Source organism: Streptomyces sp. GSL17-111, assembly GCF_037911585.1.
Taxonomy (GTDB): domain Bacteria; phylum Actinomycetota; class Actinomycetes; order Streptomycetales; family Streptomycetaceae; genus Streptomyces.
Genome location: NZ_JBAJNS010000001.1, coordinates 4,420,233 through 4,446,583 on the forward strand (window position 1 = coordinate 4,420,233; position 26,351 = coordinate 4,446,583).

Below are 26,351 nucleotides of genomic sequence, written 5' to 3' on the forward strand. Positions count from 1 at the left end.
CGTCGGGCGCATGAGTCCTCGATCGCAGACCGACACGACGGGCCCGGGGCGGAAGCCCGCCGGGCGAAAGTCCGCCGCGCACAGGGCGGTGGTCCGGGCCCGCGCCGCCACGCTGCTCGCCGCACCACCGCCCGGGCTCCCGGAGCCGGAGCCGGGGCCGGAGCCGGGGCCGGAGCCGGGGCCGGACCGCGCCCTGGACCCGGTATCCCCGCCTCCCGGTCCCGGCGGTGGCGCGCGGCCGGACGCCGCCGCCCTGTCGCGGCAGGACGCCGTCGCGGCGGCCCGGGACGCCGTCCGGCGCAGCAGACTGCGGCGCGGTACCACGCGACCCTCACCGGCGCCGGAGCGCGGGCGGAACCGGACACCCGCTCCGGGATCACCCTCCCCGCCCGAGTCGCTGTCCGAGTCGCCGTCCGGCGCGCCGCACCCCGCGCGCCCCGCCCTGCGCGACCGGCTGCCGCTGTGGCTCCAGACACGGTGCGCCGTGGAGCCCCGGGCGGTCGCCGCGCTGGTCGTCGTCCTGCTGGTGGCCGCCGGGTTCGCCGGCCTGGAGCTGTGGGACGGCCGCCCGGAGCCCGTCCGCGTCCCGGCGGCCGTCACCGCGCTCGACGCGGGCCCCTCCCCGCCGTCCGCCCCGTCGCCCTCACCTGCGGCCGGCGCCGAGGGCGGCCACGTCCTCGTGGACGTGGCGGGCGAGGTCAGGGAGCCGGGCGTCCACCGGCTCCCGGCGGGCTCCCGGGTCGCGGACGCCCTCGCGGCCGCCGGTGGCGTCCGTACCGGGACGGACACCGTCGCACTGAACCGCGCCCGCGTGCTGCTCGACGGTGAGCACGTCCTCGTCGGTGTGACACCGCCCCCCGGCGGCCTGCCGGTGGAGGGCGGAGCGGGGCCCGGACCGGGGCCGGTCAGCCTCAACACGGCGACGGTCGAGGAGTTGGACACCCTGCCGGGGATCGGGCCCGTGCTGGCCCGGAAGATCGTGGACCACCGGACGGAGCAGGGCGGGTTCCGCACCGTCGATCAGCTGCGGGACGTCGGCGGCATCGGTGACAGCAGGTTCGCCGAACTCGAGAACCGGGTCGTCCCGTGACCACACCGCCCGCCCGCGCCGGTCGGGTCACGCGTGCGGCCGCGCACCCCCCGCCGGGGTCGACGGCCGCCGGGCCCCGGGCCGCCGTGCACACCGCCTCGGGCCACCGCCTCGGCGCCTCCCACCCGCGCGAGGAGGCACCGCCCGACCTGCGGCTGGTACCGCCCGCCCTGGCCACGTGGGCGGCGGCGGCCCTGGCCCTGGGGGCCGACGGACGTCTCGTCGCCGCCGGAGCGGGCTGCTGCTGCCTGACGGCCTGCGTCCTCCTCGGCGTCGCGCGGACCCGCCGTCCGGTACGGGCCTCGCGGGGTCTTCTGGTCTGCACGGCGCTGGCCCTGCTGTGCGCGGCGGCCGGCGGCGTGGTCGCCGGCCTGCACACGGCGGCGGTCGGTGCCGGGCCGCTGGCGGAGCTCGCCGAGCGACGGGCCCACACCACCGTGGAGATCACCCTCACCGCGGACCCCCGGCTCGCGCGGCCCCGTGCCGACGGAGCCCCGCGTCCCGTCGTCGTCACGGCCGAGGCCACGCGGGTCACCGCTCCGGACGGTGGCGTGACGGAGATCAGCAGCCCGGTGCTCGTCGTGGCCGTCGTCGACGCGCCGCACCGCTGGCTCTCCCTGCTGCCGTCGACCCGGCTCCGGCTTCCCGCCCGCCTCACCCCGCCCCTCCCCGGCCAGGGCGGGCGGCTGGCGGCGGTGCTCCGGCCCTCCGGTACCGGGGAACCGCAGGTCATCGCTCCGCCCGACACCGTGCAGCGGATCGCGGGGCGCATCCGGGCGGACCTCCGCGCGGCCTGTGCCGGGCTGCCAGCCGACGCCCGTGCCCTGCTGCCCGCGTTGATCGTCGGGGACGCCGCAGGCATTCCGCCCGACCTCCAGCAGGCGGTCGAGACGGCGGACATGACGCACATGATCGTCGTCAGCGGCAGCCAGCTCGCCGTGGTGCTGACCGTCCTCATCGGCGCCCCCGGCAGGGCGTCGCTGGCCGAACGCGGCGGTCTGGCGGGCCGCTTCGGTGTGCCGCTGCGCGTGACCGCCGTCCTCGGCTGCGGGCTCATCCTCGCGTTCGTCACCGTCTGCCGTCCCGGGCCCAGCGTCCTGCGGGCGGCCGTCTGCGGCGGTCTGACCCTCCTGGCCGTCGCCACCGGGCGCCGCCGTTCCCTGCTCCCGGCCCTGGCCGCCGCGGTGCTGCTTCTCGTCCTCCACGATCCCGTGCTCGCCCGCTCCTACGGCTTTCTGCTCTCCGTCCTGGCCACTGCCGCGCTGCTGACCGTCGCCCCGCGCTGGAGCCGCGCCCTGCGGCGGCGCGGTGTTCCGCACCGGCTGGCGGAGGTCCTGTCCGTCGCGGTCGCCACGCAGGTCGCCTGCGCACCGGTGGTGGCCGTCTTCACGGCCCGCGTCAGCCTCGTGGGCATCCCGTGCAACCTGCTCGCCGAGCTGGCCCTCGCGCCGGTCACGGTGCTCGGCTGGGCGGCGCTGGCCGTGGTGTCCGTGGTGCCGCCACTGGCCGTACCGCTGCTGTGGTGTGCCGCCTGGCCCGCCCGGTGGATCGGCCTCGTCGCCCGCACCGGCGCCGCCCTCCCGGGCGCCGAGTTGAGCTGGCCCGACGGCTGGTCCGGCGCCGCGCTCCTGGCGGCCGCGTCCCTGGTGGCGCTCGCGCTGGCCCGCCGGGTCCTACGGCGTCCCTGGCCGGCCGCCTGCCTCGCCCTGCTCCTCGTCGTCGCGCTGGTGCGCCCGCCGCCCCTCACCCGGGCCGTGACCGGCTGGCCACCCCCGGACTGGCGGCTCGTCATGTGCGACGTCGGGCAGGGGGACGGCCTGGTGGTCTCGGCGGGCCCCGGCACGGCCCTCGTCGTCGATGCCGGGCCCGATCCACGGGCCATGGACCGGTGCCTGCGCAGGCTCGGAGTCGACCGCGTCCCGCTGCTCGTCCTCAGCCACTTCCATGCCGACCACGTACGCGGCCTGCCCGGCGTCCTCCGGGGCCGGACGGTCGGCGCCGTCCAGGTCACCACCGTCCCGGACGGCTCGGCACAGGCCCGGTTCGTGGAGCGGACGGCCGCTGCCGCGCGCGTACCCCTGCTGACCGCCTCCGAGGGCGAACGCCGCCGCGTGGGCCGGGGGCTGAGCTGGGAGGTGCTGTGGCCGCCCGCCGGGGCCGGGGGGCTGGGCATCAACGACGCGAGCGTCACCCTGCTGCTGCGGACGGCGGGGCTGACCGTCCTGCTGCCCGGCGACCTCGAACCCGCCGCTCAGCGGCGGCTGCTGGCCGCCCGCCCGGACCTGCCGCGGGTGGACGTGCTCAAGGTCGCGCACCACGGGTCGGCGCATCAGCACCCGCCGCTGCTCGATCGGCTGGCGCCCGGAATCGCCCTCGTCTCGTGCGGCCAGGACAACGATCACGGCCACCCCGCTCCGGTGACCCTGACCGCCCTGCGAAGGGCCGGGGCACAGATCCACCGCACCGACCTCGACGGGGCGCTCGCGGTGGACGCGGCCGGACGGGTCAGCGCGAGCGGGCGGCGCGGGCGATCGTCACCACCGCCTTCTCCAGCGCGTAGGCGGGGTCGTAGCCGCCGCCCTTCACCGCCGCGTCGGCCTCCGCCACCGCGCGGAGCGCCACCGACACCCCGTCCGCGTTCCAGCCCCGCATCTGCTGACGCACCCGGTCGATCTTCCACGGCGGCATGCCCAACTCGCGGGCCAGATCCCCCGGTCGCATACCGCCCGGCGCCGAGGCCAGCTTGCCGATGGCGCGTACGCCCTGGGCCAGCGCGCTGGTCACGAGGACGGGGGCGACACCGGTGGCCAGTGCCCAGCGCAGGGTTTCGAGCGCCTCGGCGGCGCGGCCCTCCACCGCGCGGTCGGCCACCGTGAAGCTGGACGCCTCGGCGCGGCCGGTGTAGTAGAGGCCCACCACGGCCTCGTCGATCGTCCCCTCGACGTCCGCGGTGAGCTGCGCGCACGCCGAGGCCAGCTCCCGCAGGTCGCTGCCGATGGCGTCCACCAGGGCCTGGCAGGCCTCCGGAGTGGCCGAGCGACCGATCCCGCGGAACTCCCCGCGCACGAAGGCCAGCCGGTCGGCCGGTCTGGTGACCTTCGCGCAGGGCACCTCACGGGCCCCGGCCTTCCGCGCGGCGTCCAGCAGGCCCTTGCCCTTGGCGCCGCCCGCGTGGGCCAGCACGAGGGTGATCTCCTCGGCGGGAGCCGACAGGTACGCCTTGACGTCCTTGACGGTGTCCGCCGTCAGGTCCTGGGCCTGCCGCACGACGACGACCTTGCGCTCGGCGAACAGCGACGGGCTCGTCAGCTCCGCCAGGGTGCCCGGCTGCAACTCGCCGGGCGCCAGCTCCCGCACGTCGGTGTCGGCGTCCTCGGCGCGCGCGGCGTCGACGACCTGGCGCACGGCACGGTCGACGAGCAGCTCCTCCTGACCGACGAGGAGGCTGCACGGCGCGAGGACGTGGTCCGCTGCGGTGTTCTTCGCTTTCGGGGGCATCGCGCCCAGCATCCCACGCCCCTCGGACACCCCCTCGGCCGCACGCGGCGGACACCGGCACAATGGCCCGGTGAACGATGTACGACACGTGCTCGTCCTGCCCGACCGGGACAGCGCGGAGGAAGTGGCCGAGGAACTGACCGAACGGCTCGGTCTGCCGCAGGAGCCGCAGCTCGTGCGCGACGCGCTGGCCGGTGAGGACGACGCCGAGGACGCCCAGTGGCTCGTCGTGGTGGAGGACCCGGGGGCGCGCTGGGACGCCGCCGCGCTCGACGCGCTGGCCGCCTCCCACGACGGCTGGCTCGAGCGGGACTGACGCGGGTCGGTCGCGCGTGCCGTCTCCCCCTGCCTGCCTGCCTGCCTGCCTGCCTGTCTGCCTGCCGGTCGGCTCGGGCCGACGGCCCAGGTCCAAGGGCCTACGCCGCGGTGGGTCGGCCGACCGATACGCGGGGGTGGCGGGCTGGCTAGCGTGCCCACCATGACGCACCGCGACCCCGCCCCTCCCCGCCCGGCCGACCAGCGCAAGCGTGACGTCCTGGAAAGACTGGCGCACGACGTGGACGTGTGGGTGGCCACCGCTTCCCCGGACGGTGTGCCGTGCATGGTGCCCCTGTCGTTCGCCTACGACGGTGAGACCCTGCTGCTGTGCACCCGACGCGGCACTCCGACGGCCCGCAACCTGCTGTCGGGCACGGGCACGGGCGGGCTCGCGCGGCTCGCCCTCGGCCACACCCGGGACGTCGTGCTGATCGAGGCGGTCACGGAGGCCGTCGCCACCGACGGTCTCTCCCCGGAGGAGGGCGCGTCGTTCGTCGCCCGTACCGGCTTCGACCCGCGCGGCCGGGCGGAGTGGGTCTTCCTCCGCTGCCGCCCGCGCACCGTGCGCGCCTGGCGTGAGGAGAACGAACTGGCCGGCCGACTGCTGATGCGCGACGGCCTGTGGCGGGTGTGAGCCGGACGGACGGCGGCGGGCGCCGGGTCCGGAACACCCGTCCCGGACCCGGCGCCCCCGGCGCTCGCGCCGCTCACGTCACCGGTGGCTACTTCTCCCGTGCGCCCGCGTACATCTCCTCCAGCAGGTGGCCGAACTCCCGCTCGACGACGGGCCGCTTCAGCTTCAGACTCGGCGTCAGCTCGCCGTGCTCGACGTCGAGGTCGCGCGGCAGGACGCGGAACTGCTTGATCGTCTGCCAGCGCTGGAGGTTTTCGTTGAGCCGCTCCACGTACCCGCCGACGAGCTCCCGCACCTCGGGGGAGGCGACGACGTCCGCGTAGCTCCTGCCCTTCAGCCCGTGCTCCTCGGCCCAGCCCATGATGGCGATCTCGTCGAGCGCGATGAGCGCCGTGCAGTAGTTCCGGTCCGCGCCGTGCACCAGGATGGTGGAGACATAGGGACAGACGGCCTTGAAGCGGCCCTCGATCTCCGTGGGGGCGACGTACTTCCCGCCGGAGGTCTTGAACATGTCCTTCTTGCGGTCGGTGATCCGCAGGAAGCCGTCGTCGGAGAGTTCGCCGATGTCGCCGGTGTGGAACCAGCCGTCCGGCTCCAGCACCTCCTCGGTCTTCTCCGGCAGCCCGTGGTAGCCCTGCATGATGCCGGGGCCACGCAGCAGGACCTCGCCGTCCTCCGCGATGCGGACCTCGCAGCCGGGCAGCGGCTTGCCGACGGTGCCGGTGCGGTAGCCCTCGCCGGGGTTGCAGAAGCTGGCGGCGCTGGACTCGGTGAGCCCGTAGCCCTCCAGGATGTGGATGCCGGCACCGGCGAAGAAGTAGCCGATGTCCGGGGCGAGGGCGGCCGAACCGGAGATGCACGCGCGCAGCCGTCCGCCGAAGGCGTCCCGCAGCTTCGCGTAGACGAGTTTGTCGGCGATCGCGTGCTTGATCTTCAGCCCGGTGGGCGCGGAGGCCGTTCCGGTGCGCCGGTGGTTGTCCTGGGTCACCTTGGCGTACTCGCGGGCCACCTCGGCCGCCCACAGGAAGATCTTGTACTTGGCGCCGCCGGCGGCCTTGGCCTTGGAGGCGACGCCGTTGTAGACCTTCTCGAAGATCCGGGGCACGGCGGCCATGTAGGTCGGCTGGACGACCGGCAGGTTCTCGATGATCTTGTCGATGCGGCCGTCGACCGCGGTCACGTGACCGACTTCGACCCCGCCGGTCGTCAGCACCTTGCCGAAGACGTGGGCCAGCGGCAGCCACAGGTACTGGACGTCGTCCGGCTCGACCAGGCCCTGCGCGGCGATGGCCTTGCCCATGTAGGACCAGTTGTCGTGGGGGAGCCGTACGCCCTTGGGCTTGCCGGTCGTGCCGGAGGTGTAGATGAGGGTGGCGAGCTGGTCGGACCGGAGCGCCCGGACGGTCTCGGTGACGGCGTCGGGGTGCTTCTCCAGGTAGCCGCGGCCCCGCGTCATCAGCTCGTCGAGCGTCAGGGCCCAGCCCTCGGGGTCGGCCGGGTCGGTGACGGGCTCACCCGCCGGGTCGATGACCACCACGTGGGCGAGGTCGGGGAGTTCGGCGCGCTTCTCCCGGGCCTTGGCGAGCTGGGTGGCGTCCTCGGCGACCAGTACCCGGCTCTCGGAGTCGGCGAGGATGTAGGCGGCCTCCTCGGCGTTGGTGCCGGGGTAGATGGTCGTCGTCGCGGCCCCGGCGCACATGACGCCCAGGTCCGCGAGGATCCAGTCCACCCGGGTGTTGGACATGATCGCGACGCGCTGCTCGGGCTCGATGCCGAGGTCCATCAGACCGGCGGCGACGGCGAAGACGCGGTCGGCCGCCTGGGCCCAGGTGTAGGACTTCCAATCGTCCGGTCCGGAGCCCGATGCCGACGGCACCGGATAACGATAGGCCTCACCCTCCGGAGTGGCTTCGATGCGTTCGAGAAACAGTGCCGCCACGGAGGGCGGACGGTTTTCGATCTGGGATTGCGTGTCGCTCACGACATCCTCCGTGGCCCGCGTCGTTCTGGGGGGTGACTCACGAGTAACTGAAGTGCTGATCAGACTAAGGGCCAGGGCCCGGGGACGAAAGAGCCTGCGGCGGCGCAACGCTTTCGTTACGCTGCGGCCCGCCCCGGGTTTGTGACCGGGCACAACGTTTCCGGCGCTTCGCCCAGTGCGTTCGTGCTGCGGCGACCACGCCTGGTGACCCACTGTCCAGCCGACTCATCGTGTCGTCCTTTCCGGGCCGGTATCCGGAGGGAACAACGGAGGAAGGGCCGGCGGGGAAACGTCGAAACCGGCCCTTTTCGTCCGACCGGTCCGCTGTCCCGGCGTGCCTATCCGAATTCCGTGCGTCCGACGGCATTTTCGGCCGGACGAATCGAACGCGCACCGGCGCGGGGAACGCAAAAGGCGGGAGAGAGCCGGTGGTGAACCCGGTTCGCTCCCGCCTCGTACGGGGGATCTACTTCTTGCTCTTCTCGCCGCTGTCGTCACTGGAGAGGGCGGCGATGAACGCCTCCTGCGGGACCTCGACGCGGCCCACGACCTTCATCCGCTTCTTGCCCTCCTTCTGCTTCTCCAGCAGCTTCCGCTTGCGGGAGATGTCACCGCCGTAGCACTTGGCCAGGACGTCCTTGCGGATGGCGCGGACGGTCTCGCGGGCGATGATCCGCGAGCCGACGGCGGCCTGGATGGGCACCTCGAACTGCTGGCGCGGGATGAGCTCGCGCAGCTTGCCGGCCATGCGGACGCCGTACGCGTAGGCCTTGTCCTTGTGCACGATGGCGGAGAACGCGTCGACCTTGTCGCCGTGCAGCAGGATGTCGACCTTTACCAGGTCCGCGCTCTGCTCGCCGGTGGGCTCGTAGTCCAGGGAGGCGTAGCCGCGGGTCTTGGACTTCAGCGCGTCGAAGAAGTCGAAGACGATCTCCGCGAGCGGCAGCGTGTAGCGCAGCTCGACGCGGTCCTCGGAGAGGTAGTCCATGCCCTGGAGGTTGCCCCGGCGGGTCTGGCACAGCTCCATGATCGCGCCGATGAACTCGCTCGGCGCCAGCAGCGTCGCCCGCACCACGGGCTCGTGCACCTCTTCCACCTTGCCGGTGGGGAACTCGCTCGGATTGGTGACGATGTGCTCCGTGCGGTCCTCCATCACCACGCGGTAGACGACGTTCGGAGCGGTGGCGATCAGGTCGAGGCCGAACTCGCGCTCCAGTCGCTCGCGGATGACCTCCAGGTGCAGCAGGCCGAGGAAGCCCACCCGGAAGCCGAAGCCCAGTGCCGCCGACGTCTCCGGCTCGTAGACCAGCGCGGCGTCGTTGAGCTGGAGCTTGTCGAGGGCGTCGCGCAGCTCCGGGTAGTCGGAGCCGTCCAGCGGGTAGAGGCCGGAGAAGACCATGGGCTTCGGGTCCTTGTACCCGGGCAGCGCCTCGGTGGCCCCCTTGTGGAACTGGGTGATCGTGTCACCCACCTTGGACTGCCGCACGTCCTTCACGCCGGTGATCAGGTAGCCGACCTCCCCCACGCCCAGGCCGTCGGCCGCGGTCATCTCGGGGGAGTTGGTGCCGATCTCCAGCAGTTCGTGCGCGGCGTTCGTCGACATCATGCGAATGCGCTCGCGTCGCCCCAGCTCGCCGTCGACGACCTTCACGTACGTCACCACGCCCCGGTAGGCGTCGTAGACGGAGTCGAAGATCATCGCCCGGGCCGGTGCGTCCTTGACGCCGACGGGCGGGGGAACCAGGCGCACGACCTCGTCCAGCAGCTCCCCGACGCCCTCACCCGTCTTGGCAGAGACCCGCAGGACGTCCTCGGGCTCGCAGCCGATCAGGTGGGCCAGCTCGGCCGCGAACTTGTCGGGCTGGGCGGCCGGCAGATCGATCTTGTTGAGCACCGGAATGATCGTGAGGTCGTTCTCCATCGCCAGGTACAGGTTGGCGAGGGTCTGCGCCTCGATGCCCTGGGCGGCGTCCACCAGGAGGATGCAGCCCTCGCACGCGGCGAGCGACCGGGAGACCTCGTAGGTGAAGTCGACGTGCCCCGGGGTGTCGATCATGTTCAGGATGTGCGGGGTCGCGGCGCCGTCCTCCGACGTCGGCGACCACGGCATCCGCACGGCCTGCGACTTGATCGTGATGCCGCGTTCGCGCTCGATGTCCATGCGGTCGAGGTACTGGGCGCGCATCTGGCGCTCCTCGACGATGCCGGTCAGCTGGAGCATCCGGTCGGCGAGCGTGGACTTGCCGTGGTCGATGTGCGCGATGATGCAGAAGTTGCGGATCAGCGCCGGGTCGGTACGACGCGGCTCGGGCACGTTCGAGGGGGTCGCGGGCACGCGGGGTCCTGTCGAGGTCATGGCTTGCGGTTCGGTACGTCGCCCCCATCGTCCCACGTCCCCCGCCCACGGACCGATTAGGGCGGTCAACAGCCCTGCTGGTACCGTGGGCGACTGTGCCTCGTGCCGCCGTGCGCCCTCTTCGCCGGCCGCCGCGAGCGCACGGAAGAGACATCTCCGATCCTGAAAAGGCTCCTTCGTGGCGAACATCAAGTCCCAGATCAAGCGGATCAAGACCAACGAGAAGGCCCGGCAGCGCAACAAGGCCGTCAAGTCCGAGCTGAAGACCGCCGTGCGCCGCGTGCGTGAGGCCGTCGCCGCCGGTGAGCCCGAGAAGGCCACCGCCGCCGTCGCCGTGGCCGGCCGCAAGCTGGACAAGGCCGTCAGCAAGGGCGTTCTGCACAAGAACAACGCCGCCAACAAGAAGTCGGCGCTGGCCCGCCAGGTCTCCAACCTGCAGAAGTGATCCGCGGGGCCGCACGGGCGGCCCCACCGCGGTGACGCGGTGACGGATCGCGGCTGCCCTCTCATCAGCCGCCCGTCCCCGAGGCACCGACGGAAGCACGACGGCGCCGCACGCGGCCTGCGTTCGCCACGCGGGTGCGGCGCACACCGGTACCACCCGAAGGCCCCGCCTCCCATCCCCGGGAGGCGGGGCCTTCGGCATGCCCGCGTGACGGTGGGGCGCGCATGCCGAAGGCCCCCGCCTCAGTCGACGAGGTCGCGGACCACGGCGTCGGCCAGGAGGCGGCCCCGGAGGGTGAGGGCGGCGCGGCCGTCGGCGTAGGCGTCCGGTCGCAGCAGCCCGTCGGCCAGCGCCCGACGTGCGGCGTCCGCGCCCTGCGGGGCGAGCAGGTGCAGCGGACAGCCGTCCGCGAGCCGCAGCTCCAGCAGGATGCGCTCCACGCGCCGGTCCTCCTCGGCGAGCACCTCGCGCCCGGCGCCGGGGGAGCGGCCCTCGGCCAGCGCCTGGGCGTAGCCGCCGGGGTGCTTGACGTTCCACCACCGCACGCCGCCGACGTGGCTGTGGGCGCCCGGCCCGGCGCCCCACCAGTCGGCACCCGTCCAGTACAGCTCGTTGTGCCGGCAGCGCCCGGCCGGGGATCGGGTCCAGTTGGAGACCTCGTACCAGGTGTAGCCCGCCGCGCTCAGCGCCTCCTCGGCGATGAGATAACGGTCGGCGTGGACGTCGTCGTCCGTCATCGGCACCTCCCCGCGCCGGATGCGCCGGGCGAGCCGAGTGCCCTCCTCGACGATCAGCGCGTACGCCGAGACGTGGTCCGCCCCGGCACCGATGGCGGCGTCCAGTGAGGCCCGCCAGTCGTCGTCGGACTCGCCGGGGGTGCCGTAGATCAGGTCCAGGTTGACGTGCTCGAACCCGGCCGCCCGCGCCTCGGCGACGCAGCGTTCCGGCCGGCCGGGCGTGTGCGTGCGGTCCAGGACGCGCAGGACGTGCGCGCGGGCGCTCTGCATGCCGAACGAGACGCGGTTGAAGCCGGCCGCACGCAGCTCGGCCAGGTACGCCGGGTCCACGGACTCCGGGTTGGCCTCGGTGGTCACCTCCGCGTCGTCGGCCAGCCCGAACTCCTCGCGGACGGTGGCGAGCATCCGGCCCAGGTCGGCCGCGGGCAGCAGGGTCGGTGTGCCGCCGCCCACGAAGACGGTGCTCACCGGGCGCGGGTCGTCGCCCAGCACCGTGCGGGCGAGCCGCACCTCCTCGGTCAGCGTCGCCGCGTAGGTCTCGCGGGAGGCCGACGCGCCGCCCGCGCCGCGCAGCTCGTCGGCGGTGTAGGTGTTGAAGTCGCAGTACCCGCAGCGGGTCGCGCAGTAGGGGACGTGCAGGTAGAAGCCGAGCGGACGGTCGGCGCTCCCGGCCAGGGCGGCGGCGGGCAGCGCGCCGTCCACGGGGACGGGCTCGCCGTCGGGAAGTGCGGAGGGCATGCGTCCATTGTCCGTGATCGCGTCAGCCGGTCGGCCCGCCGACCGTGACGTGGTCGATCAGCCGCTCCACCGGGCCCAGCAGCTCGGGCTCCAGGTCCCGGTAGGAGTGCACGGCGGCCAGGACGCGCTGCCAGGCGGCACCGGTGTTGGGCGGCCAGCCGAGCGCCCGGCACACGCCGGTCTTCCAGTCCTGGCCGCGCGGCACGTCGGGCCAGCGGTCGATGCCGAGCGAGGCGGGCTTCACCGCCGCCCACACGTCGACGAAGGGGTGGCCGACGACGAGGACGTGCTCGCCGCCGACGGCCTCGGCGATGCGGGACTCCTTCGAGCCCGGCACGAGGTGGTCGACGAGGACGCCGAGCCGGGCGTCCTCGCTCGGCCCGAAGCGCTCGACGACGGCGGGCAGGTCGTCGACGCCCTCCAGGTACTCCACGACCACGCCCTCCACGCGCAGGTCGTCACCCCACACCCGCTCGACGAGTTCGGCGTCGTGCCGCCCCTCGACGTAGATCCGCCCGGCGCGGGCGACGCGGGCCCGGGCGCCGGGCACCGCGACCGATCCGGAGGCGGTGCGCCGCGGCGGCTGCGGGGAGGCGGCCCGCCGGGGCCGGACGAGGGTCACCGGGCGTCCCTCCAACAGGAAGCCGCGCGGCGTCAGGGGGAAGACGCGGTGCTTGCCGAAGCGGTCCTCCAGAGTGACCGTCGGCCCCTCGGCGGTCTTCTCGCAGCGGACGACGGCGCCGCAGAATCCCGTGTCGGCCTCCTCGACGACGAGGCCGGCGTCGGCGGCCACCTCGGGCGCCGGGGCCTGGCGCTTCCACGGCGCGGTGAAGTCGACGTTGTCATAGCGGCTGTGACGGTCGTTGCGGCGCATCCCCGCATTGTGCCCCCGCCCCGTGCGGAGCCGTCCTCACGCGTCCCCTGACTCGGTGGCGAAGCGGGCGCGGAGGGCGTCGCGCTGGGCCCGGACGAAGGCGGCGTCGACGAGCGCACCGTGGCCGGGGACGTACACGGCGTCCGGCCCGCCGAGGGCGAGGAGGCGGCCGAGGGCGTCGGGCCACACCCCGAGGTGCGCGTCGGGCCCGGCCTGCGGTTCACCGGACTCCTCGACCAGGTCGCCGCAGAAGACGACCTCCGGGTCGCCCGGCACGAAGACGGCCAGGTCGTGCGCCGTGTGCCCGGGGCCGACGTTGGCCAGCATCACCTGACGCCCGCCGCCCAGCGAGAGCGTCAGCTCGCCGCACACCTGGTGGTGCGGGGCGACCAGGACGTCGACCGCCCCGGCGGCCTCGTCGGGTGCCAGGCCGTGACGGACGGCGTCGGCCCGCAGCTCGTCGGCGAGCCGGGGGAGCAGCGCCGTCATGCCGACCGCGCCGTAGACCTCGACCCCGGCGAACGCGGCGGTGCCGAGCACGTGGTCGAAGTGGGGGTGGGTGAGGGCGATGTGCGTCACAGGAAGGCCGAACAGCTCCTGGACCTGCCGCCGGATCGCGGCGCCCGCGCGCAGGGAGGCGCCGGTGTCGACGACCAGCACGCCGTCGCGCCCGCGCACCGCCCCGACCGTCTCGTCCCAGCCGGGCAGCCGCCGCCGCACCACACCGGGCGCCGGCTCCTCCCACTCCCCGTTCAGCAGTGCCGTCATACGGCCGACGCTAACGGCATGGGGGCCGCCGCGCCCGTCGCGGGGTACGGTCGGTCCGGCCGCCCTTGCCCGGGCCGTGGTACCCGGCCGTACACTGGTCCCGGGAATTGGCACTCGGGCCCCCCGAGTGCCAGGGCGGGAATGACCGGGAACGACAGGGCAGGACGAGGCACGGCCGGACGGGAGGTGCGCCACCATGCTCAGCGAACGTCGACTCCAGGTGCTGCGCGCCATCGTCCAGGACTACGTGGGCACCGAGGAGCCGGTGGGCTCCAAGGCGCTCACCGAGCGGCACAGCCTCAACGTCTCCCCGGCCACCGTGCGCAACGACATGGCCGCGCTGGAGGACGAGGGCTACATCGCCCAGCCGCACACCAGCGCGGGCCGCATCCCCACGGACAAGGGCTACCGGCTCTTCGTGGACCGGCTGGCGGGCGTCAAGCCCATGTCGGTGCCCGAGCGGCGCGCGGTGCAGCACTTCCTCGACGGCGCGGTGGACCTCGACGACGTCGTCGGCCGGACGGTGCGGCTGCTGGCGCAGCTCACCCGGCAGGTCGCCGTCGTGCAGTACCCGTCGCTGACGCGGTCCACGGTGCGGCACGTGGAGCTGCTGGCGCTGGCCCCGGCCCGCGTCATGCTGGTCCTCATCACCGACACCGGCCGGGTCGAGCAGCGCATGGTCGACTGCCCCGACCCGGTGGGCGAGGCGTCCGTGGCCGACCTGCGGGCGCGGCTGAACAGCCGGGTCGCGGGCCAGCGGTTCACCGAGGTGCCCCGCCTCGTGCAGGACCTGGCGGAGTCGTTCGACGCGGAGGACCGCGGCGCGGTCTCGGCGGTCGTGGCGACGCTGCTGGAGACGCTCGTCGAGGAGACCGAGGAGCGCCTGCTGATCGGCGGCACGGCGAACCTGACCCGGTTCGGGCACGACTTCCCGCTGACGATCCGGCCCGTGCTGGAGGCGCTGGAGGAGCAGGTCGTGCTGCTCAAGCTGCTCGGTGAGGCCACGGACCCGGGCGTCACCGTGCGGATCGGGCACGAGAACGAGCACGAGGGTCTCAATTCCACGTCCGTCGTGTCGGTCGGTTACGGTTCCGGCGACCAGACGGTCGCCAAACTCGGCGTGGTCGGACCGACCCGCATGGACTACCCCGGAACGATGGGAGCGGTACGCGCAGTGGCACGTTACGTCGGACAGTTTCTCGCGGAGTCGTAAGTGGCCACGGACTACTACGCGGTCCTGGGCGTGCAGCGCGACGCTTCGCAGGACGAGATCAAGAAGGCATTCCGCCGGCTGGCGCGCGAGCTGCACCCGGATGTGAACCCGGACCCGAAGACCCAGGAGCGGTTCAAGGAGATCAACACCGCTTACGAGGTGTTGTCGGACCCGCAGAAGAAGCAGATGTACGACCTGGGCGGCGACCCGGCCGGCCCGGGTGGCGGCGGTGGCTTCGGCGCGGGCGGCTTCGGCAACTTCTCCGACATCATGGACGCCTTCTTCGGGACGACCGCCCAGCGCGGTCCGCGGTCGCGCACCCGCCGGGGCCAGGACGCCATGATCCGGCTGGAGATCACCCTGGAGGAGGCCGCGTTCGGCACCACCAAGGAGATCCAGGTCGACACCGCCACGGTGTGCGGCACGTGCAGCGGCGAGGGCGCCGCGCCGGGCACCTCGGCGCAGACCTGCGACATGTGCCGGGGCCGGGGCGAGGTCTCCCAGGTCACCCGGTCCTTCCTGGGCCAGGTCATGACGTCCCGCCCGTGCCCGCAGTGCCAGGGGTTCGGCACGGTCGTCCCCACGCCCTGCCCGGAGTGCGCGGGCGACGGACGCATCCGCTCCCGCCGCAGCCTCACGGTCAAGATCCCGGCCGGTGTCGACAACGGCACCCGGATCCAGCTCGCGGGGGAGGGCGAGGTCGGCCCCGGCGGCGGCCCGGCCGGCGACCTCTACGTCGAGATCCGCGAGACGCCGCACCCGGTCTTCCAGCGCCGGGGCGACGACCTGCACTGCACGGTCACCATCCCCATGACGGCCGCCGCGCTGGGCACCAAGTGCCCGCTGGAGACGCTGGACGGCGTCGAGGACGTGGACATCCGGCCCGGCACCCAGTCCGGCCAGTCCATCCCCCTGCACGGGCGCGGTGTGACGCACCTGCGTGGCTCCGGCCGGGGCGACCTCATCGTGCACGTCGAGGTGCAGACGCCGGGCAAGCTGGAGCCCGAGCAGGAGGAGCTGCTGCGCAAGCTGGCGAAGCTGCGCGGCGAGGAGCGTCCCACGGGCCAGTTCCAGCCGGGTCAGCAGGGCCTGTTCTCCCGGCTGAAGGACGCCTGGAGCGGCCGGTGATCCACCGGTGACCGGGCACCCGCCGCCCCCGCTGAGCGCCCTGTACGAGCACCCGGTCGTGCAGGCGCCGATGGCGGGTGGCGGCTCCGGGCCCGAGCTGGCCGCCGCCGTGAGCGAGGCGGGCGGCCTCGGGTTCCTCGCCGCCGGGTACAAGACACCGGAGGCCCTGTACGCCGAGATCCGCGAGCTGCGGCGGCGCACCGGCCGGCCCTTCGGCGTCAACCTCTTCCTGCCGCAGCCGCCCGTCGGTCCCGGCAAGGACGCCTCGGCGCGGATCGCCGTCTACGCGGAGCAGCTCGCGGGCGAGGCCGAGTGGTACAAGACGGAGCTGGGCGATCCGGAGCTGGGGACCGACGACGGGTACGACGGCAAGCTCGCCGTCCTGCTCGACGATCCCGTCCCGGTGGTCAGCTTCACCTTCGGCTGCCCCGATCCGGCGGTGCTCGAGCGGCTGGCCGCCGTGGGCACGGTGACGGTCGTCACGGTCACCTCGCCGAGCGAGGCCCGTGCCGCGCACCGGGCCGGGGCCGACGCGCTGTGTGTGCAGGGTGTCGAGGCGGGTGGCCACCTGAGCGTCCACCAGCCCGACCCCCGCGACGACGCCCCGGGGGTCGGGCTCGCGCTGCTGCCGCTGCTGGCGGCCGTCGCCGAAGCGGTGCCGCTGCCGCTCGTGGCGGCCGGCGGCATCATGCGCGGCGGGCAGATCGCCGCCGTCCTCGCGGCGGGCGCGAGCGCGGCGCAGTTGGGGACCGCGTTCCTCGCCTGCCCCGAGTCCGGCGCCCATCCGCTGCACAAGGCGGCACTGACCAGCTCCCTCTACACGCGCACGGAGCTGACCCGCGCGTTCACCGGACGACCGGCCCGTGGCCTGGTCAACCGCTTCCTGCGGGAGCACGGCCCCTACGCACCGGCGGCCTACCCGCAGCTCCACCACCTCACCGCGCCCCTGCGCAGGGCCGCCGCCGCGGCGGGTGACCCGCAGGGCATGGCCCTGTGGGCCGGCCAGGGCCACCGGCTGGCCCGTCCGCTGCCGGCCGCCGAACTCGTCGCCCTGCTGACCGCCGAACTGTACGAGGCCCGCGCCGCCCTGCCCGGCCGGCGGACCGAGCCCGGGGGCCCGGCATGACCGCCCCCGTCTTCGTCGTCGAACCGGGACGGCTGCGGACGGGGCCGGTTCTGCTGGACGGCCCCGAGGGACGGCACGCCGTCTCGGTCAAGCGGCTGCGCGCGGGGGAGGAGGTCGTGCTCACCGACGGCGCCGGGACGGGCGGCCACGGCACGGTGACGGCCGCCTCCGGGAAGGACCGGCTGGAGGTCGACGTCCGGGAGGTGCGCACCGAGCCCGCACCGCATCCGAGGATCACGGTCGTCCAGGCGCTGCCGAAGGGCGATCGGGGCGAGCTGGCGGTGGAGACGATGACGGAGACCGGCGTCGACGCCATCGTGCCCTGGACGGCGTCCCGCTGCATCACGCAGTGGAAGGGCGAACGCGGGGCCAGGTCGCTGGCCAAGTGGCGTGCCACCGCCCGCGAGGCGGGCAAGCAGGCGCGCCGGCTGCGGTTCCCCGACGTCGCCGAGCCCGTCTCGACCCGGCGGCTCGGCCCGCTGCTGGCCGGGGCCGCGTTCGCCGCCGTGCTGCACGAGGAGGGCGGCGAGCCGCTGGCCCGCGCCGAACTCCCGCCGCAGGGCGACATCGTGCTCGTCGTCGGGCCGGAGGGCGGGGTCAGCCCGGAGGAGCTGGCGGCCTGCGCGGAGGCGGGCGCGCGCCCGTACCGACTCGGCCCGACCGTGCTGCGCACCTCCACCGCCGGCACCGCCGCCGCCGCGCTGCTGCTCGGCCGCTCCGGCCGTTGGGGCTGACGCGGCGGGCCGGGCGGTAGAGTCCGGGGCATGGCTGGAGAACCGCAGGCCGACTGCCTGTTCTGCAAGATCGTCGCGGGCGACGTGCCGGCGACGGTCGTGCGTGAGACCGAGACGACCGTCGCCTTCCGGGACATCAACCCCCAGGCGCCCACCCACGTGTTGGTGATCCCCAAGGCGCACTATCCGGACGCCGCCACGCTCGCCGCCGCCGCGCCGCAACTCGCCGCCGACGTCCTGAAGGAGGCCGGCGAGGTGGCCGCAGAGGAGAAGGCCGAGGCGTACCGCGTGGTCTTCAACACCGGTTCGGCCGCCGGGCAGACCGTCTTCCACGCCCACGCGCACGTCCTGGCCGGTCGCGGCCTGCAGTGGCCACCCGGCTGAGCCCGTCCGCGGCGTCCGCACCGGCCGTCACCACCCCCACGGAAGCCCGGCACCCTTCGCATGTCCGTACGTGAACTGGTCGTCCTCGGCACCGCGAGCCAGGTACCGACCCGGCACCGCAACCACAACGGCTACGTGCTGCTCTGGGACGGTGAAGGGTTCCTCTTCGACCCGGGGGAGGGCACGCAGCGTCAGATGGTGCGCGCCGGGGTCGCCGCGCACGACCTGAACCGGCTGTGCGTCACGCACTTCCACGGTGACCACTCCCTCGGGCTCGCCGGCGTCATCCAGCGCATCAACCTCGACGCCGTGCCGCACCCGGTGACGGCCCACTATCCGGCGAGCGGGCAGCACTTCTTCGACCGCCTGCGGTACGCGACGGCCTACCGGGAGCGGGTTCCGCTGCGCGAGGAGCCCGTCGCCGCCGACGGCGTCCTCGCGCGGACCCGCTCCTACACCCTCTCCGCGCGACGGCTGTCCCACCCGGTGGAGTCCTTCGGCTACCGGCTCGTGGAGCCGGACGGACGCCGCATGGTGCCGGAACTGCTGGCCCGCGCCGGGGTGCGCGGCCCGGACGTCGGGCGCCTCCAGCGCGCGGGCGAACTGCGGGGCGTGCGGCTGGCCGACGTCAGCGCGCCGCGTCCCGGCCAGCGGTTCGCGTTCGTCATGGACACCCGGATGTGCGAGGGCGTCTGGGAGTTGGCCGAGGGCTGCGACCTCCTCGTCATCGAGTCGACCTTCACCGACGAGGACGCCGCGCTGGCCCGGGAGCACGGCCACCTCACCGCCGGGCAGGCGGGCCGCGTCGCCGCCGGGTCGGGCGTCCGCCACCTGGTGCTGACGCACTTCTCCCAGCGCTACCCCGACCCCGACGTCTTCGCCGGGCAGGCCCGGGCGGCCGGCTTCACGGGGGAGCTGACGGTGGCCCGCGACCTGCTGCGCGTGCCGGTGCCGCGCCGCCGGACCGCCCCGGAATAGCGCGCGGACGCCCGGTGGTTGGGTGATCATGGCACTCATTCACAGGACGACCATGGAGCCCGGCAAGCTCGCCCTCCTCACCGGCTGGCTCCCCGCGCAGCCCTGGTACGACGGCTCCGCCGGGGCGCCCCGCCTCGCCGTCTCCGGCGGCTTCCGGCTCGACGACCCCGAGGGCGCGGTCGGGATGGAGTTCATGGTCGTGACCGATACGGCGGGGGAGGAGCCGCGCACCTACCAGGTGCCGCTCACCTATCGCGGGGCGCCGCTGGAAGGGGCCGAGCCCGCGCTGGCCGGCACCTCCGAGCACGGCGTGCTGGGGAAGCGCTGGGTCTACGACGGCGTCCGCGATCCCGTGCTCGGGACCGAGCTGCTGGCCCTCCTCCAGGGCCGTGCCCGGCCGCAGCACCAGAACACGTCCGACACCCCGGACGACTCCGTCGTGGTCGTCGGTGATGCCGGTGATGCCGCGCCGCCGCCCCCGCCGTGGCCGGTGACCGACGACCGCGACGCCAGCGCGGTGCGGGTCGGGGCGTACACCCTGACCGTCCTGCGCGTGCTGAGCTCGGCGTCGGCCGCCGCCCGGGAGGCCGACGCCTCGGTCACCGGCGTGTGGCGCACACCGGACGGAGCCGAGCAGCGCGGCCCCCTCACCCTCCTCCACCGCACCCCCACCCGCCCCTGACCTTCGCGCGCCCGTGACCGGGGGTCAGGGCCAGGGGGCGCGGGTGAGGATGCGGTCGGCGACGGCGGGGGAGTCGACCAGGGGGTGCAGGGCGAGCGCCCGCAGGGCGGCGCGGCGTGAACCGGTCGTCGCGGCGGCGATCGTCGCCCGCTCGGCGGCCTTCACCTGGAGCATGAGGCCGAGCTCGGCGGCGCCCGGCGCGGCGCCGGGCAGCGGACGGGCGCCGGAGCCGGTCACCTCGCACACCGTCTCCACGACGGCGTCGTCCGGGAGCGCCGCGACGGTGCCCGCGCTCCGCACGTTGAGGATCAGCCGGGTCGGGCGGTCGGTGGCGATCGCGCGCATCAGGGCGAGGGCGACGCGGTCGTAGCCGCCGCCGTCGAGGTCGTCGGCGTCGCGCTGCCAGCCGCCGGACGCGGACCGCGCCTCGGCGAGGTAGGTCTCCTCCCGCTCCCGCCGCGTCGCCTCCCACAGCGCTGCCGCCGCCGCGGGATCCTCGGCGGCCCGGGCGAAGAAGGCGCCCTGCTGCCGCGCGAGGAACGCGCCACGCGTCTCACCGGCCGCCCGGGCGGCGGCCAGCGTCTCGCGTCGGAAGTAGTAGTAGTGCAGGTACTCGTTCGGCAGGGCCCCGAGAGTGGCCAGCCACTGCGCACCGAAGAGCCGACCCTCCTCGAAGGTGCCCAGTGCGGCGGGGTCGGCGAGGAGGCCGGGCAGCAGGTCGCGCCCGGCGCTGTGCAGGGAGCGCAGCCAGCCGAGGTGGTTCAGGCCCAGGTAGTCGTAGTCGACGGTGTCCGGATCGGCCCCGGCCGCCCGGGCGGCGCGTCGGACGAGGCCGACGGGGGAGTCGCAGATGCCGATCACCCGGTCGCCGAGGACCGCCGACATCGCCTCGGTCACGATTCCGGCCGGGTTGGTGAAGTTGACGACCCACGCCGAGGGTGCCAGGGCCCGGACGCGCTCGGCGATGTGCACGGCGACGGGCACCGTGCGCAGCCCGTACAGCAGGCCGCCGGCCCCCACCGTCTCCTGCCCGAGGACGCCCTCCGCGAGCGCGGCGCGCTCGTCGCGCACCCGTCCGGCGGTGCCGCCGACGCGGATCGCCGAGAAGACGAAGTCCGCGCCCCGCAGCGCGTCGTCGAGGTCGGCGGCGACGTGCACGCGCGGGCCGCCGTCGATCCCGTCCAGCACCGAGCGGATGACGCGCAGCCGCAGCGGGTCGGTGTCGTGGAGGACGACGTCCGTGATGCCGCCGTCCGCACGGGCCAGCGCGCCGTACACCAGCGGCACCCGGAATCCGCCCCCGCCCAGAAGGGAAAGTCGCATGGGACGGACGGTACCGGGCGTCCGGCACACTGGCGGCATGCTCGATCCACTCGCCGCCGTGCGGACCCCGCAGGACCCGGCCTGCGACGTGTATCTGACCGGGACCGTCTTCCTCGACATCGTCTTCACCGGGCTCGACTCCGCCCCGGTGCGCGGCACGGAGTCCTGGGCCCGGGGCATGGGCTCCAGCCCCGGCGGCGTGGCGAACATGGCCACCGCGCTCGCCCGGCTGGGGCTGCGGACCTGGCTCTCGGCGGCGTTCGGCGACGACGTGTACGGCGCGTTCTGCCGCGAGGAGCTCAGTCAGGGCGAGGGCGTGGACCTCTCGCTCTCCCGCACCGTGCCCGGCTGGCACTCGCCGGTCACCGTCTCGCTCGGTTACGAGGGCGAGCGCACGATGGTCTCCCACGGGCACGAGGCCCCGCCGCCGCGTGAACCGCTCCCCGCCGCGCCGCCGCCGACCCGCGCCGCCGTGGCCTCGCTGACGCCCGGTGCCCCCCAGGAGTGGATCGGGCGGACGGCGCGCGACGGCGGCCGCGTCTTCGCGGACGTCGGCTGGGACGGGACGGGCCGCTGGGACCTGGCCGCCCTCACCGAGCTGCGGCACTGCGAGGCCTTCCTGCCGAACGCGGAGGAGGCCATGCGCTACACCCGCACCGACTGCCCGCGCGCCGCCGCCCGCGCCCTGGCCGAGCACGTGCCGCTGGCCGTCGTGACGCTGGGCCCCGAGGGCGCCTACGCGGCGGACGGCCGCACCGGGCGGACGGCCGAGGTCCCGGGCGTGGAGGTGGAGGTCCTGGATCCGACGGGGGCGGGCGACGTCTTCATGGCGGGCTTCGTCATGGCCTCGCTCGCCGAGTGGCCCCTCGCCGAGCGGCTGGCCTTCGCCGGGCTGGTGGCCTCCCTGTCGGTGCAGCACTTCGGCGGCTCGCTCGCCGCGCCGGGCTGGCCGGAGATCGCCGCCTGGTGCCACCGCGTCCACGGCTGTGCCGCCGTCGGCGCGGACGTCGACTGCCGGTACGGGTTCCTGCGCGCTCTGCTCGCGGACGGTGAGCGCGCCCTTCCGCTCCGGCGCGCGGTGCCGACCATCGGCTTCCCCCGGGCGTAGCGGCGGCGCCGGACGGAAAACCCGGAGGCGGTGTCGGTGCGGCGGCGTAACCTGGGTAGCGCAACGCATCGCCGCTACGGAGAGGGATGAGCAAGGCCCAGCGCCGGCCCATGACGCAGACATCGACTTCCCAGGCACCCCAGGCACAGGCCCGGTTCGCCGTTCCCGCCAAGCACCCGATGGTCACGGTGCTGGGTTCGGGCGACCGCCTCCTCCGCGTGATCGAGGAGGCCTTCCCCGCCACGGACATCCACGTCCGGGGCAACGAGATCAGCGCCACCGGCGACGAGGCGGAGGTCGCGCTCGTCCAGCGGCTCTTCGACGAGATGATGCTCGTCCTGCGCACCGGTCAGCCGATGACCGAGGACGCGGTGGAGCGCTCCATCGCCATGCTGCGGGAGGAGGGCGACGGCTCCGCCGAGACACCGGCCGAGGTGCTGACGCAGAACATCCTCTCCAACCGCGGGCGCACCATCCGCCCCAAGACGCTCAACCAGAAGCGCTACGTCGACGCCATAGACGAGCACACCGTCGTCTTCGGCATCGGCCCGGCCGGTACCGGAAAGACGTACCTGGCGATGGCCAAGGCCGTCCAGGCGCTCCAGTCCAAGCAGGTCAACCGCATCATCCTGACGCGGCCCGCGGTCGAGGCGGGCGAGCGGCTCGGGTTCCTGCCCGGGACGCTGTACGAGAAGATCGACCCCTACCTGCGCCCGCTGTACGACGCGCTGCACGACATGCTCGACCCCGACTCCATTCCGCGCCTCATGGCGGCCGGGACGATCGAGGTCGCGCCGCTGGCCTACATGCGCGGACGCACGCTCAACGACGCCTTCATCATTCTCGACGAGGCACAGAACACCAACCCCGAGCAGATGAAGATGTTCCTCACCCGGCTCGGCTTCGACTCCAAGATCGTCATCACCGGTGACGTCACCCAGGTCGACCTGCCGAACGGCACCCGGTCCGGCCTGCGTCAGGTGCAGGACATCCTGCAGGGCGTGGACGACGTCCACTTCGCCCGGCTGACCAGCACCGACGTCGTCCGGCACAAGCTCGTGGGCCGTATCGTGGACGCCTACGAGCGCTACGACGTCCGCAGTGGTGACGGAGGCGGCGCCCGGTAAGCTGCGCCAGCCCGCAGGCCGAGACGAGGGAAGAGCACCAGCGCACACATGTCCATCGACGTGAACAACGAGTCCGGGCAGGAGGTCGACGAGCAGGCGATTCTCGACATCGCCCGCTACGCCCTCACCCGGATGCGCATCCATCCGATGTCGGAGCTGTCCGTCATCGTCGTCGACGCCTCGGCCATGGAGCAGCTCCACGTGCAGTGGATGGACCTGCCGGGGCCGACCGACGTCATGTCCTTCCCGATGGACGAGCTGCGTCCGCCGGGGAAGGACGAGGACGAGCCCCCGCCGGGCCTGCTCGGCGACATCGTGCTGTGCCCCGAGGTCGCCGCCCGGCAGGCCGAGCAGGCCCCGACGCAGCACACCATGGACGAGGAGCTCCAGCTCCTCACCGTGCACGGTGTGCTGCACCTGCTCGGCTACGACCACGAGGAGCCCGGCGAGAAGGCCGAGATGTTCGGTCTCCAACAGGCGATCGTGGACGGCTGGCGGTCGGACCAGGGCCTCACGGGCCCGTCCCCCGCCCCCACCGTAGGCTGACGGGCCATGACGCAGCTCCTCACCCTCGCGGTCGCCCTCGTCGTCGTCGCCTGGCTGGCGGCCTGCGCCGAGGCCGGGCTGGCGCGCACCACGAGCTTCCGGGCCGAGCAGGCGGTGCGCAGCGGCCGGCGCGGCAGCGCGAAACTGGCCGCCGTCGCCGCCGACCCGGTCCGCTACCTCAACCTCGCGATGCTGCTCCGGGTCGCCTCGGAGATGGCGGCCGGTGTGCTCGTCACCTACGCGTGCCTGCGCTACTTCGCCGAGCCCTGGCAGGCGCTGGCGGTGGCGATCGGCACCATGGTGCTCGTCTCCTACGTCGCCGTCGGCGTCTCCCCCCGCACCATCGGCATCCAGCACCCCCTGAACACCGCGACGGCCGCCGCGTACGTGCTGCTGCCCCTCACCCGGGTGCTGGGACCGCTGCCGCAGCTCCTGATCCTGCTGGGCAACGCGCTCACCCCGGGCCGGGGCTTCCGCAAGGGCCCCTTCGCCTCGGAGGCGGAGCTGCGGGCCATGGTCGACCTGGCCGAGTCGGAGTCGCTCATCGAGGACGACGAGCGCCGCATGGTGCACTCCGTCTTCCAGCTCGGCGACACGCTGGTGCGCGAGGTCATGGTCCCGCGCACCGACCTGGTCACCATCGAGCGCTTCAAGACGATCCGCCAGGCGCTGACGCTCGCGCTGCGCTCGGGCTTCTCCCGCATCCCCGTCATCGGCGAGAACGAGGACGACGTCGTCGGGATCGTCTACCTCAAGGACCTCGCCCGCAAGGTGCACATCAGCCGGGACGCCGAGTCCGAGCTGGTCTCCTCGGCGATGCGCCCGGCCGCGTTCGTGCCCGACACCAAGAACGCGGGCGACCTGCTGCGCGAGATGCAGGGCGACCGCAACCACGTGGCCGTCGTCATCGACGAGTACGGGTCCACGGCCGGCATCGTCACCATCGAGGACATCCTGGAGGAGATCGTCGGCGAGATCACCGACGAGTACGACCGGGAGCTGCCGCCGGTGGAGGACCTCGGCGACGGGCGCTTCCGCGTCACCGCGCGGCTCGACATCGAGGACATGGGCGAGCTGTACGGCCTCACCGGCTTCGACGACGAGGACGTGGAGACCGTCGGGGGGCTGCTGGCCAAGCTCCTCGGCCGCGTCCCGATCGCCGGTGCCTCCGCCGTCGCCGACCTCTCCGAGGACCCGGCCGACCCCGCGCTCGCCGGGCTGCGCCTGACCGCCGAGTCCACCGCGGGCCGGCGTAACCGGATCGACCGCGTCCTCGTGGAGCGCGTCGACGCCGAGCAGCCGGACGACAGCGCGCCGTGACCCCGGCCGTCCGCTCTCACCCGGCCGGGTGAACGGCACTGGCCGACCCCCGGGCCGCGTGCGCCCATGGGTGCCATGCGAGCCATGGAAGCGCACCAGCGCCCGGGCCTCGTCCGCGCGGCGCTCGTCCTGGTCCTGCTGGCCGGGCCGGTCGTGCTGACGGGCGGCTGCGCGGGCAGTACCGGGACCTCCGGACGCCAGGCGGGGCCGACCCCCCAGGCCGGACGGCTCACCGAGGAACGCCTGCGGCTGGCCGTGCTCAGCCTCGCCGACCTGCCGGCCGGCTGGGCCGCCGACACCTCCGCCGCCGCCAGGGAACGCGGCATCGGTGTCCCCGAACCGGGCGAAGGGCCGTGCCGGGTGCTGTTCCGCGGCCCGTCCGGCGGCGGTGAGGCCCGCTTCGCCCGGACCGAGGTCGGCCCCTTCCTGGTGGCCCGCACCGGCTCGCACGCCGACGTCGACGCCGCCAGGGGCGCCCTCGCGTCGTTCCGCGCGGCGGCCGGGCAGTGTCCGGGGTTCCAGCTCACCGAGGGCCCCGAGGTCTCGGGCCACCGGGTCGACTACCACGCCGAACGGGCGGCGGTGCCGAAGCTGGGAGACGAGAGCGTGGCGGTGCGGTACGTGCGGGCGGGGACGGGGGACCGTCCGGTCACGGTCGTCGCCGACGTCGTCCACGTCCGCGTCGGCGCGCACACCGTGCACGTGGCGCAGTCCGGCCGGGAGGACCTGGGCGCCGGGGGCATCGTGCCCTTCGCCCGGCTCGCCCTGGAGAAGCTGCGCACGGTGGCCGCCGGCGGCACGCCGTCCCCCGCCGGGAGCTTCCCCGGCGCCACACGGCTGTGACCCGCCGTCTTCGGCCCAAGTAAGCTCGACGCCATGACTGATGCCCAGGCCGTCGATCCCGAGGACCGCAAGATCATCACCCTGGCGCGCAGCGCTCGCGCCCGCAACGCCGTGCCCGAGGGCGCGGCCGTGCGCGACGAGACGGGCCGCACCTACGTCGCGAGCACCGTGACCCTGCCCTCGCTGGAACTGACGGCGCTGCAGACCGCCGTCGCGATGGCCGTCGCGTCCGGCGCGCAGTCCCTGGAGGCCGCCGCCGTCGTCTCGGACGCCGGAGCGCTGCCCGGTGGCGACCTCGCGGCCGTGGCCGACCTGGGCGGCACGACGCCCGTCCTGCTGGCCGCGCCGGACGGCACCCTCCGCGCCACCCTCACGGCGGGCTGACGCCCCGGGCCGGGCC

The 26,351-nt window shown here is 74.2% G+C and carries 24 protein-coding genes and 1 pseudogene; 18 read left to right on the forward strand and 7 right to left on the reverse strand.

The features are described 5' to 3' along the window. Positions 1-10: 10 nt before the first annotated feature. Both V6D49_RS19735 and V6D49_RS19740 read left to right on the forward strand, forming a co-directional pair. Positions 11-1,090, forward strand: a complete 1,080-nt coding sequence (locus tag V6D49_RS19735; RefSeq protein WP_340561572.1) for a ComEA family DNA-binding protein — start codon at positions 11-13, stop codon at positions 1,088-1,090. Further along, positions 1,087-3,591, forward strand: a pseudogene (locus V6D49_RS19740) (ComEC/Rec2 family competence protein); the annotation flags it as partial. The gene V6D49_RS19735 and the pseudogene V6D49_RS19740, both read left to right, overlap by 4 nt. A 4-nt stretch (positions 3,592-3,595) precedes the next feature. Here V6D49_RS19740 and holA read toward each other — a convergent pair. Further along, positions 3,596-4,588, reverse strand: a complete 993-nt coding sequence (gene holA, locus V6D49_RS19745) for a DNA polymerase III subunit delta (protein ID WP_340561573.1) — start codon at positions 4,586-4,588, stop codon at positions 3,596-3,598. Positions 4,589-4,658: 70 nt separating this feature from the next. Here holA and V6D49_RS19750 point away from each other — a divergent pair, with 70 nt between their 5' ends. Together V6D49_RS19750 and V6D49_RS19755 are read left to right on the forward strand one after the other, a co-directional pair. Next, positions 4,659-4,904, forward strand: coding sequence for a hypothetical protein (locus V6D49_RS19750; RefSeq protein ID WP_340561575.1), 246 nt, complete (start codon positions 4,659-4,661; stop codon positions 4,902-4,904). Positions 4,905-5,066: 162 nt separating this feature from the next. Continuing rightward, entirely contained in the window at positions 5,067-5,540 is a 474-nt protein-coding gene (locus tag V6D49_RS19755; RefSeq protein WP_340561577.1) for a pyridoxamine 5'-phosphate oxidase family protein, read from the forward strand. A gap of 88 nt (positions 5,541-5,628) precedes the next feature. Here the strand turns inward: V6D49_RS19755 and V6D49_RS19760 are convergent, their stop codons facing one another. Together V6D49_RS19760 and lepA are read right to left on the reverse strand one after the other, a co-directional pair. Beyond that, positions 5,629-7,521, reverse strand: coding sequence for an AMP-dependent synthetase/ligase (locus tag V6D49_RS19760; RefSeq protein ID WP_340561579.1), 1,893 nt, complete (start codon positions 7,519-7,521; stop codon positions 5,629-5,631). A 466-nt stretch (positions 7,522-7,987) separates the two neighbouring features. After that, the gene (lepA, locus tag V6D49_RS19765; protein WP_340561581.1) at positions 7,988-9,856 is read right to left on the reverse strand and encodes a translation elongation factor 4; all 1,869 of its coding nucleotides are present in this window, start codon (positions 9,854-9,856) and stop codon (positions 7,988-7,990) included. A 199-nt stretch (positions 9,857-10,055) separates the two neighbouring features. Between lepA and rpsT the strand changes: the two genes are divergently transcribed. Continuing rightward, on the forward strand, positions 10,056-10,322 hold the full coding sequence (gene rpsT / locus V6D49_RS19770; RefSeq protein ID WP_340561582.1) for a 30S ribosomal protein S20: 267 nt from the start codon (positions 10,056-10,058) through the stop codon (positions 10,320-10,322). 242 nt (positions 10,323-10,564) lie between these two features. On the opposite strand, the gene hemW is transcribed toward rpsT, so the two are convergent. From hemW to V6D49_RS19785, 3 genes are read right to left on the reverse strand one after another with little or no spacing between them, the layout of a single operon-like run. Continuing rightward, entirely contained in the window at positions 10,565-11,797 is a 1,233-nt protein-coding gene (gene hemW / locus V6D49_RS19775; RefSeq protein WP_340561584.1) for a radical SAM family heme chaperone HemW, read from the reverse strand. A 22-nt stretch (positions 11,798-11,819) separates the two neighbouring features. Next, complete coding sequence (locus V6D49_RS19780; RefSeq protein WP_340561586.1) at positions 11,820-12,671, reverse strand: DUF3097 domain-containing protein; 852 nt, start codon at positions 12,669-12,671, stop codon at positions 11,820-11,822. 36 nt (positions 12,672-12,707) lie between these two features. Next, positions 12,708-13,439, reverse strand: coding sequence for an MBL fold metallo-hydrolase (locus tag V6D49_RS19785; RefSeq protein ID WP_340561587.1), 732 nt, complete (start codon positions 13,437-13,439; stop codon positions 12,708-12,710). Positions 13,440-13,635: 196 nt separating this feature from the next. Here V6D49_RS19785 and hrcA point away from each other — a divergent pair, with 196 nt between their 5' ends. The 7 genes from hrcA to V6D49_RS19820 all read left to right on the forward strand — a co-directional run bounded on the left by hrcA (position 13,636) and on the right by V6D49_RS19820 (position 19,684). Beyond that, positions 13,636-14,652 (forward strand): heat-inducible transcriptional repressor HrcA, encoded by a 1,017-nt coding sequence (gene hrcA, locus V6D49_RS19790; protein ID WP_191207931.1) that lies wholly within the window; start codon positions 13,636-13,638, stop codon positions 14,650-14,652. Beyond that, complete coding sequence (gene dnaJ / locus V6D49_RS19795) at positions 14,653-15,780, forward strand: molecular chaperone DnaJ (protein WP_340561588.1); 1,128 nt, start codon at positions 14,653-14,655, stop codon at positions 15,778-15,780. Positions 15,781-15,850: 70 nt separating this feature from the next. Next, entirely contained in the window at positions 15,851-16,906 is a 1,056-nt protein-coding gene (locus V6D49_RS19800) for a nitronate monooxygenase (protein ID WP_340564156.1), read from the forward strand. Further along, the gene (locus V6D49_RS19805; RefSeq protein WP_340561590.1) at positions 16,903-17,640 is read left to right on the forward strand and encodes a 16S rRNA (uracil(1498)-N(3))-methyltransferase; all 738 of its coding nucleotides are present in this window, start codon (positions 16,903-16,905) and stop codon (positions 17,638-17,640) included. Before V6D49_RS19800 ends, V6D49_RS19805 begins: the two co-directional genes overlap by 4 nt. Positions 17,641-17,670: 30 nt before the next feature. Then, positions 17,671-18,024 (forward strand): HIT domain-containing protein, encoded by a 354-nt coding sequence (locus V6D49_RS19810; protein ID WP_340561591.1) that lies wholly within the window; start codon positions 17,671-17,673, stop codon positions 18,022-18,024. A gap of 60 nt (positions 18,025-18,084) precedes the next feature. After that, the gene (locus tag V6D49_RS19815; RefSeq protein WP_340561592.1) at positions 18,085-19,002 is read left to right on the forward strand and encodes a ribonuclease Z; all 918 of its coding nucleotides are present in this window, start codon (positions 18,085-18,087) and stop codon (positions 19,000-19,002) included. A 28-nt stretch (positions 19,003-19,030) separates the two neighbouring features. Further along, positions 19,031-19,684, forward strand: coding sequence for a maltokinase N-terminal cap-like domain-containing protein (locus V6D49_RS19820; RefSeq protein ID WP_340561594.1), 654 nt, complete (start codon positions 19,031-19,033; stop codon positions 19,682-19,684). Between the two features lie 24 nt (positions 19,685-19,708). Here the strand turns inward: V6D49_RS19820 and V6D49_RS19825 are convergent, their stop codons facing one another. Beyond that, positions 19,709-21,007 carry a family 4 glycosyl hydrolase gene (locus V6D49_RS19825; RefSeq protein ID WP_340561596.1) on the reverse strand — a complete coding sequence of 433 codons (1,299 nt, stop codon included), beginning with the start codon at positions 21,005-21,007 and terminating at the stop codon, positions 19,709-19,711. 37 nt (positions 21,008-21,044) lie between these two features. On the opposite strand from V6D49_RS19825, the gene V6D49_RS19830 reads away from it, so the two are divergent. From V6D49_RS19830 to V6D49_RS19855, 6 genes are all read left to right on the forward strand, one after another. Then, the gene (locus V6D49_RS19830) at positions 21,045-22,115 is read left to right on the forward strand and encodes a carbohydrate kinase family protein (protein ID WP_340561598.1); all 1,071 of its coding nucleotides are present in this window, start codon (positions 21,045-21,047) and stop codon (positions 22,113-22,115) included. A 110-nt stretch (positions 22,116-22,225) separates the two neighbouring features. Further along, on the forward strand, positions 22,226-23,242 hold the full coding sequence (locus V6D49_RS19835; protein ID WP_340561600.1) for a PhoH family protein: 1,017 nt from the start codon (positions 22,226-22,228) through the stop codon (positions 23,240-23,242). A gap of 48 nt (positions 23,243-23,290) precedes the next feature. Then, a complete protein-coding gene (gene ybeY / locus V6D49_RS19840; protein ID WP_340561602.1) occupies positions 23,291-23,788 on the forward strand; it encodes an rRNA maturation RNase YbeY in 498 nt (165 codons plus the stop codon). A gap of 6 nt (positions 23,789-23,794) precedes the next feature. After that, on the forward strand, positions 23,795-25,108 hold the full coding sequence (locus V6D49_RS19845; RefSeq protein WP_340561604.1) for a hemolysin family protein: 1,314 nt from the start codon (positions 23,795-23,797) through the stop codon (positions 25,106-25,108). 84 nt (positions 25,109-25,192) lie between these two features. Continuing rightward, positions 25,193-25,951, forward strand: coding sequence for a hypothetical protein (locus V6D49_RS19850; protein ID WP_340561606.1), 759 nt, complete (start codon positions 25,193-25,195; stop codon positions 25,949-25,951). Between the two features lie 33 nt (positions 25,952-25,984). Next, positions 25,985-26,335: a cytidine deaminase gene (locus V6D49_RS19855; RefSeq protein ID WP_340561608.1), complete on the forward strand. Its 351-nt coding sequence runs from the start codon at positions 25,985-25,987 to the stop codon at positions 26,333-26,335. Positions 26,336-26,351 lie beyond the last annotated feature (16 nt).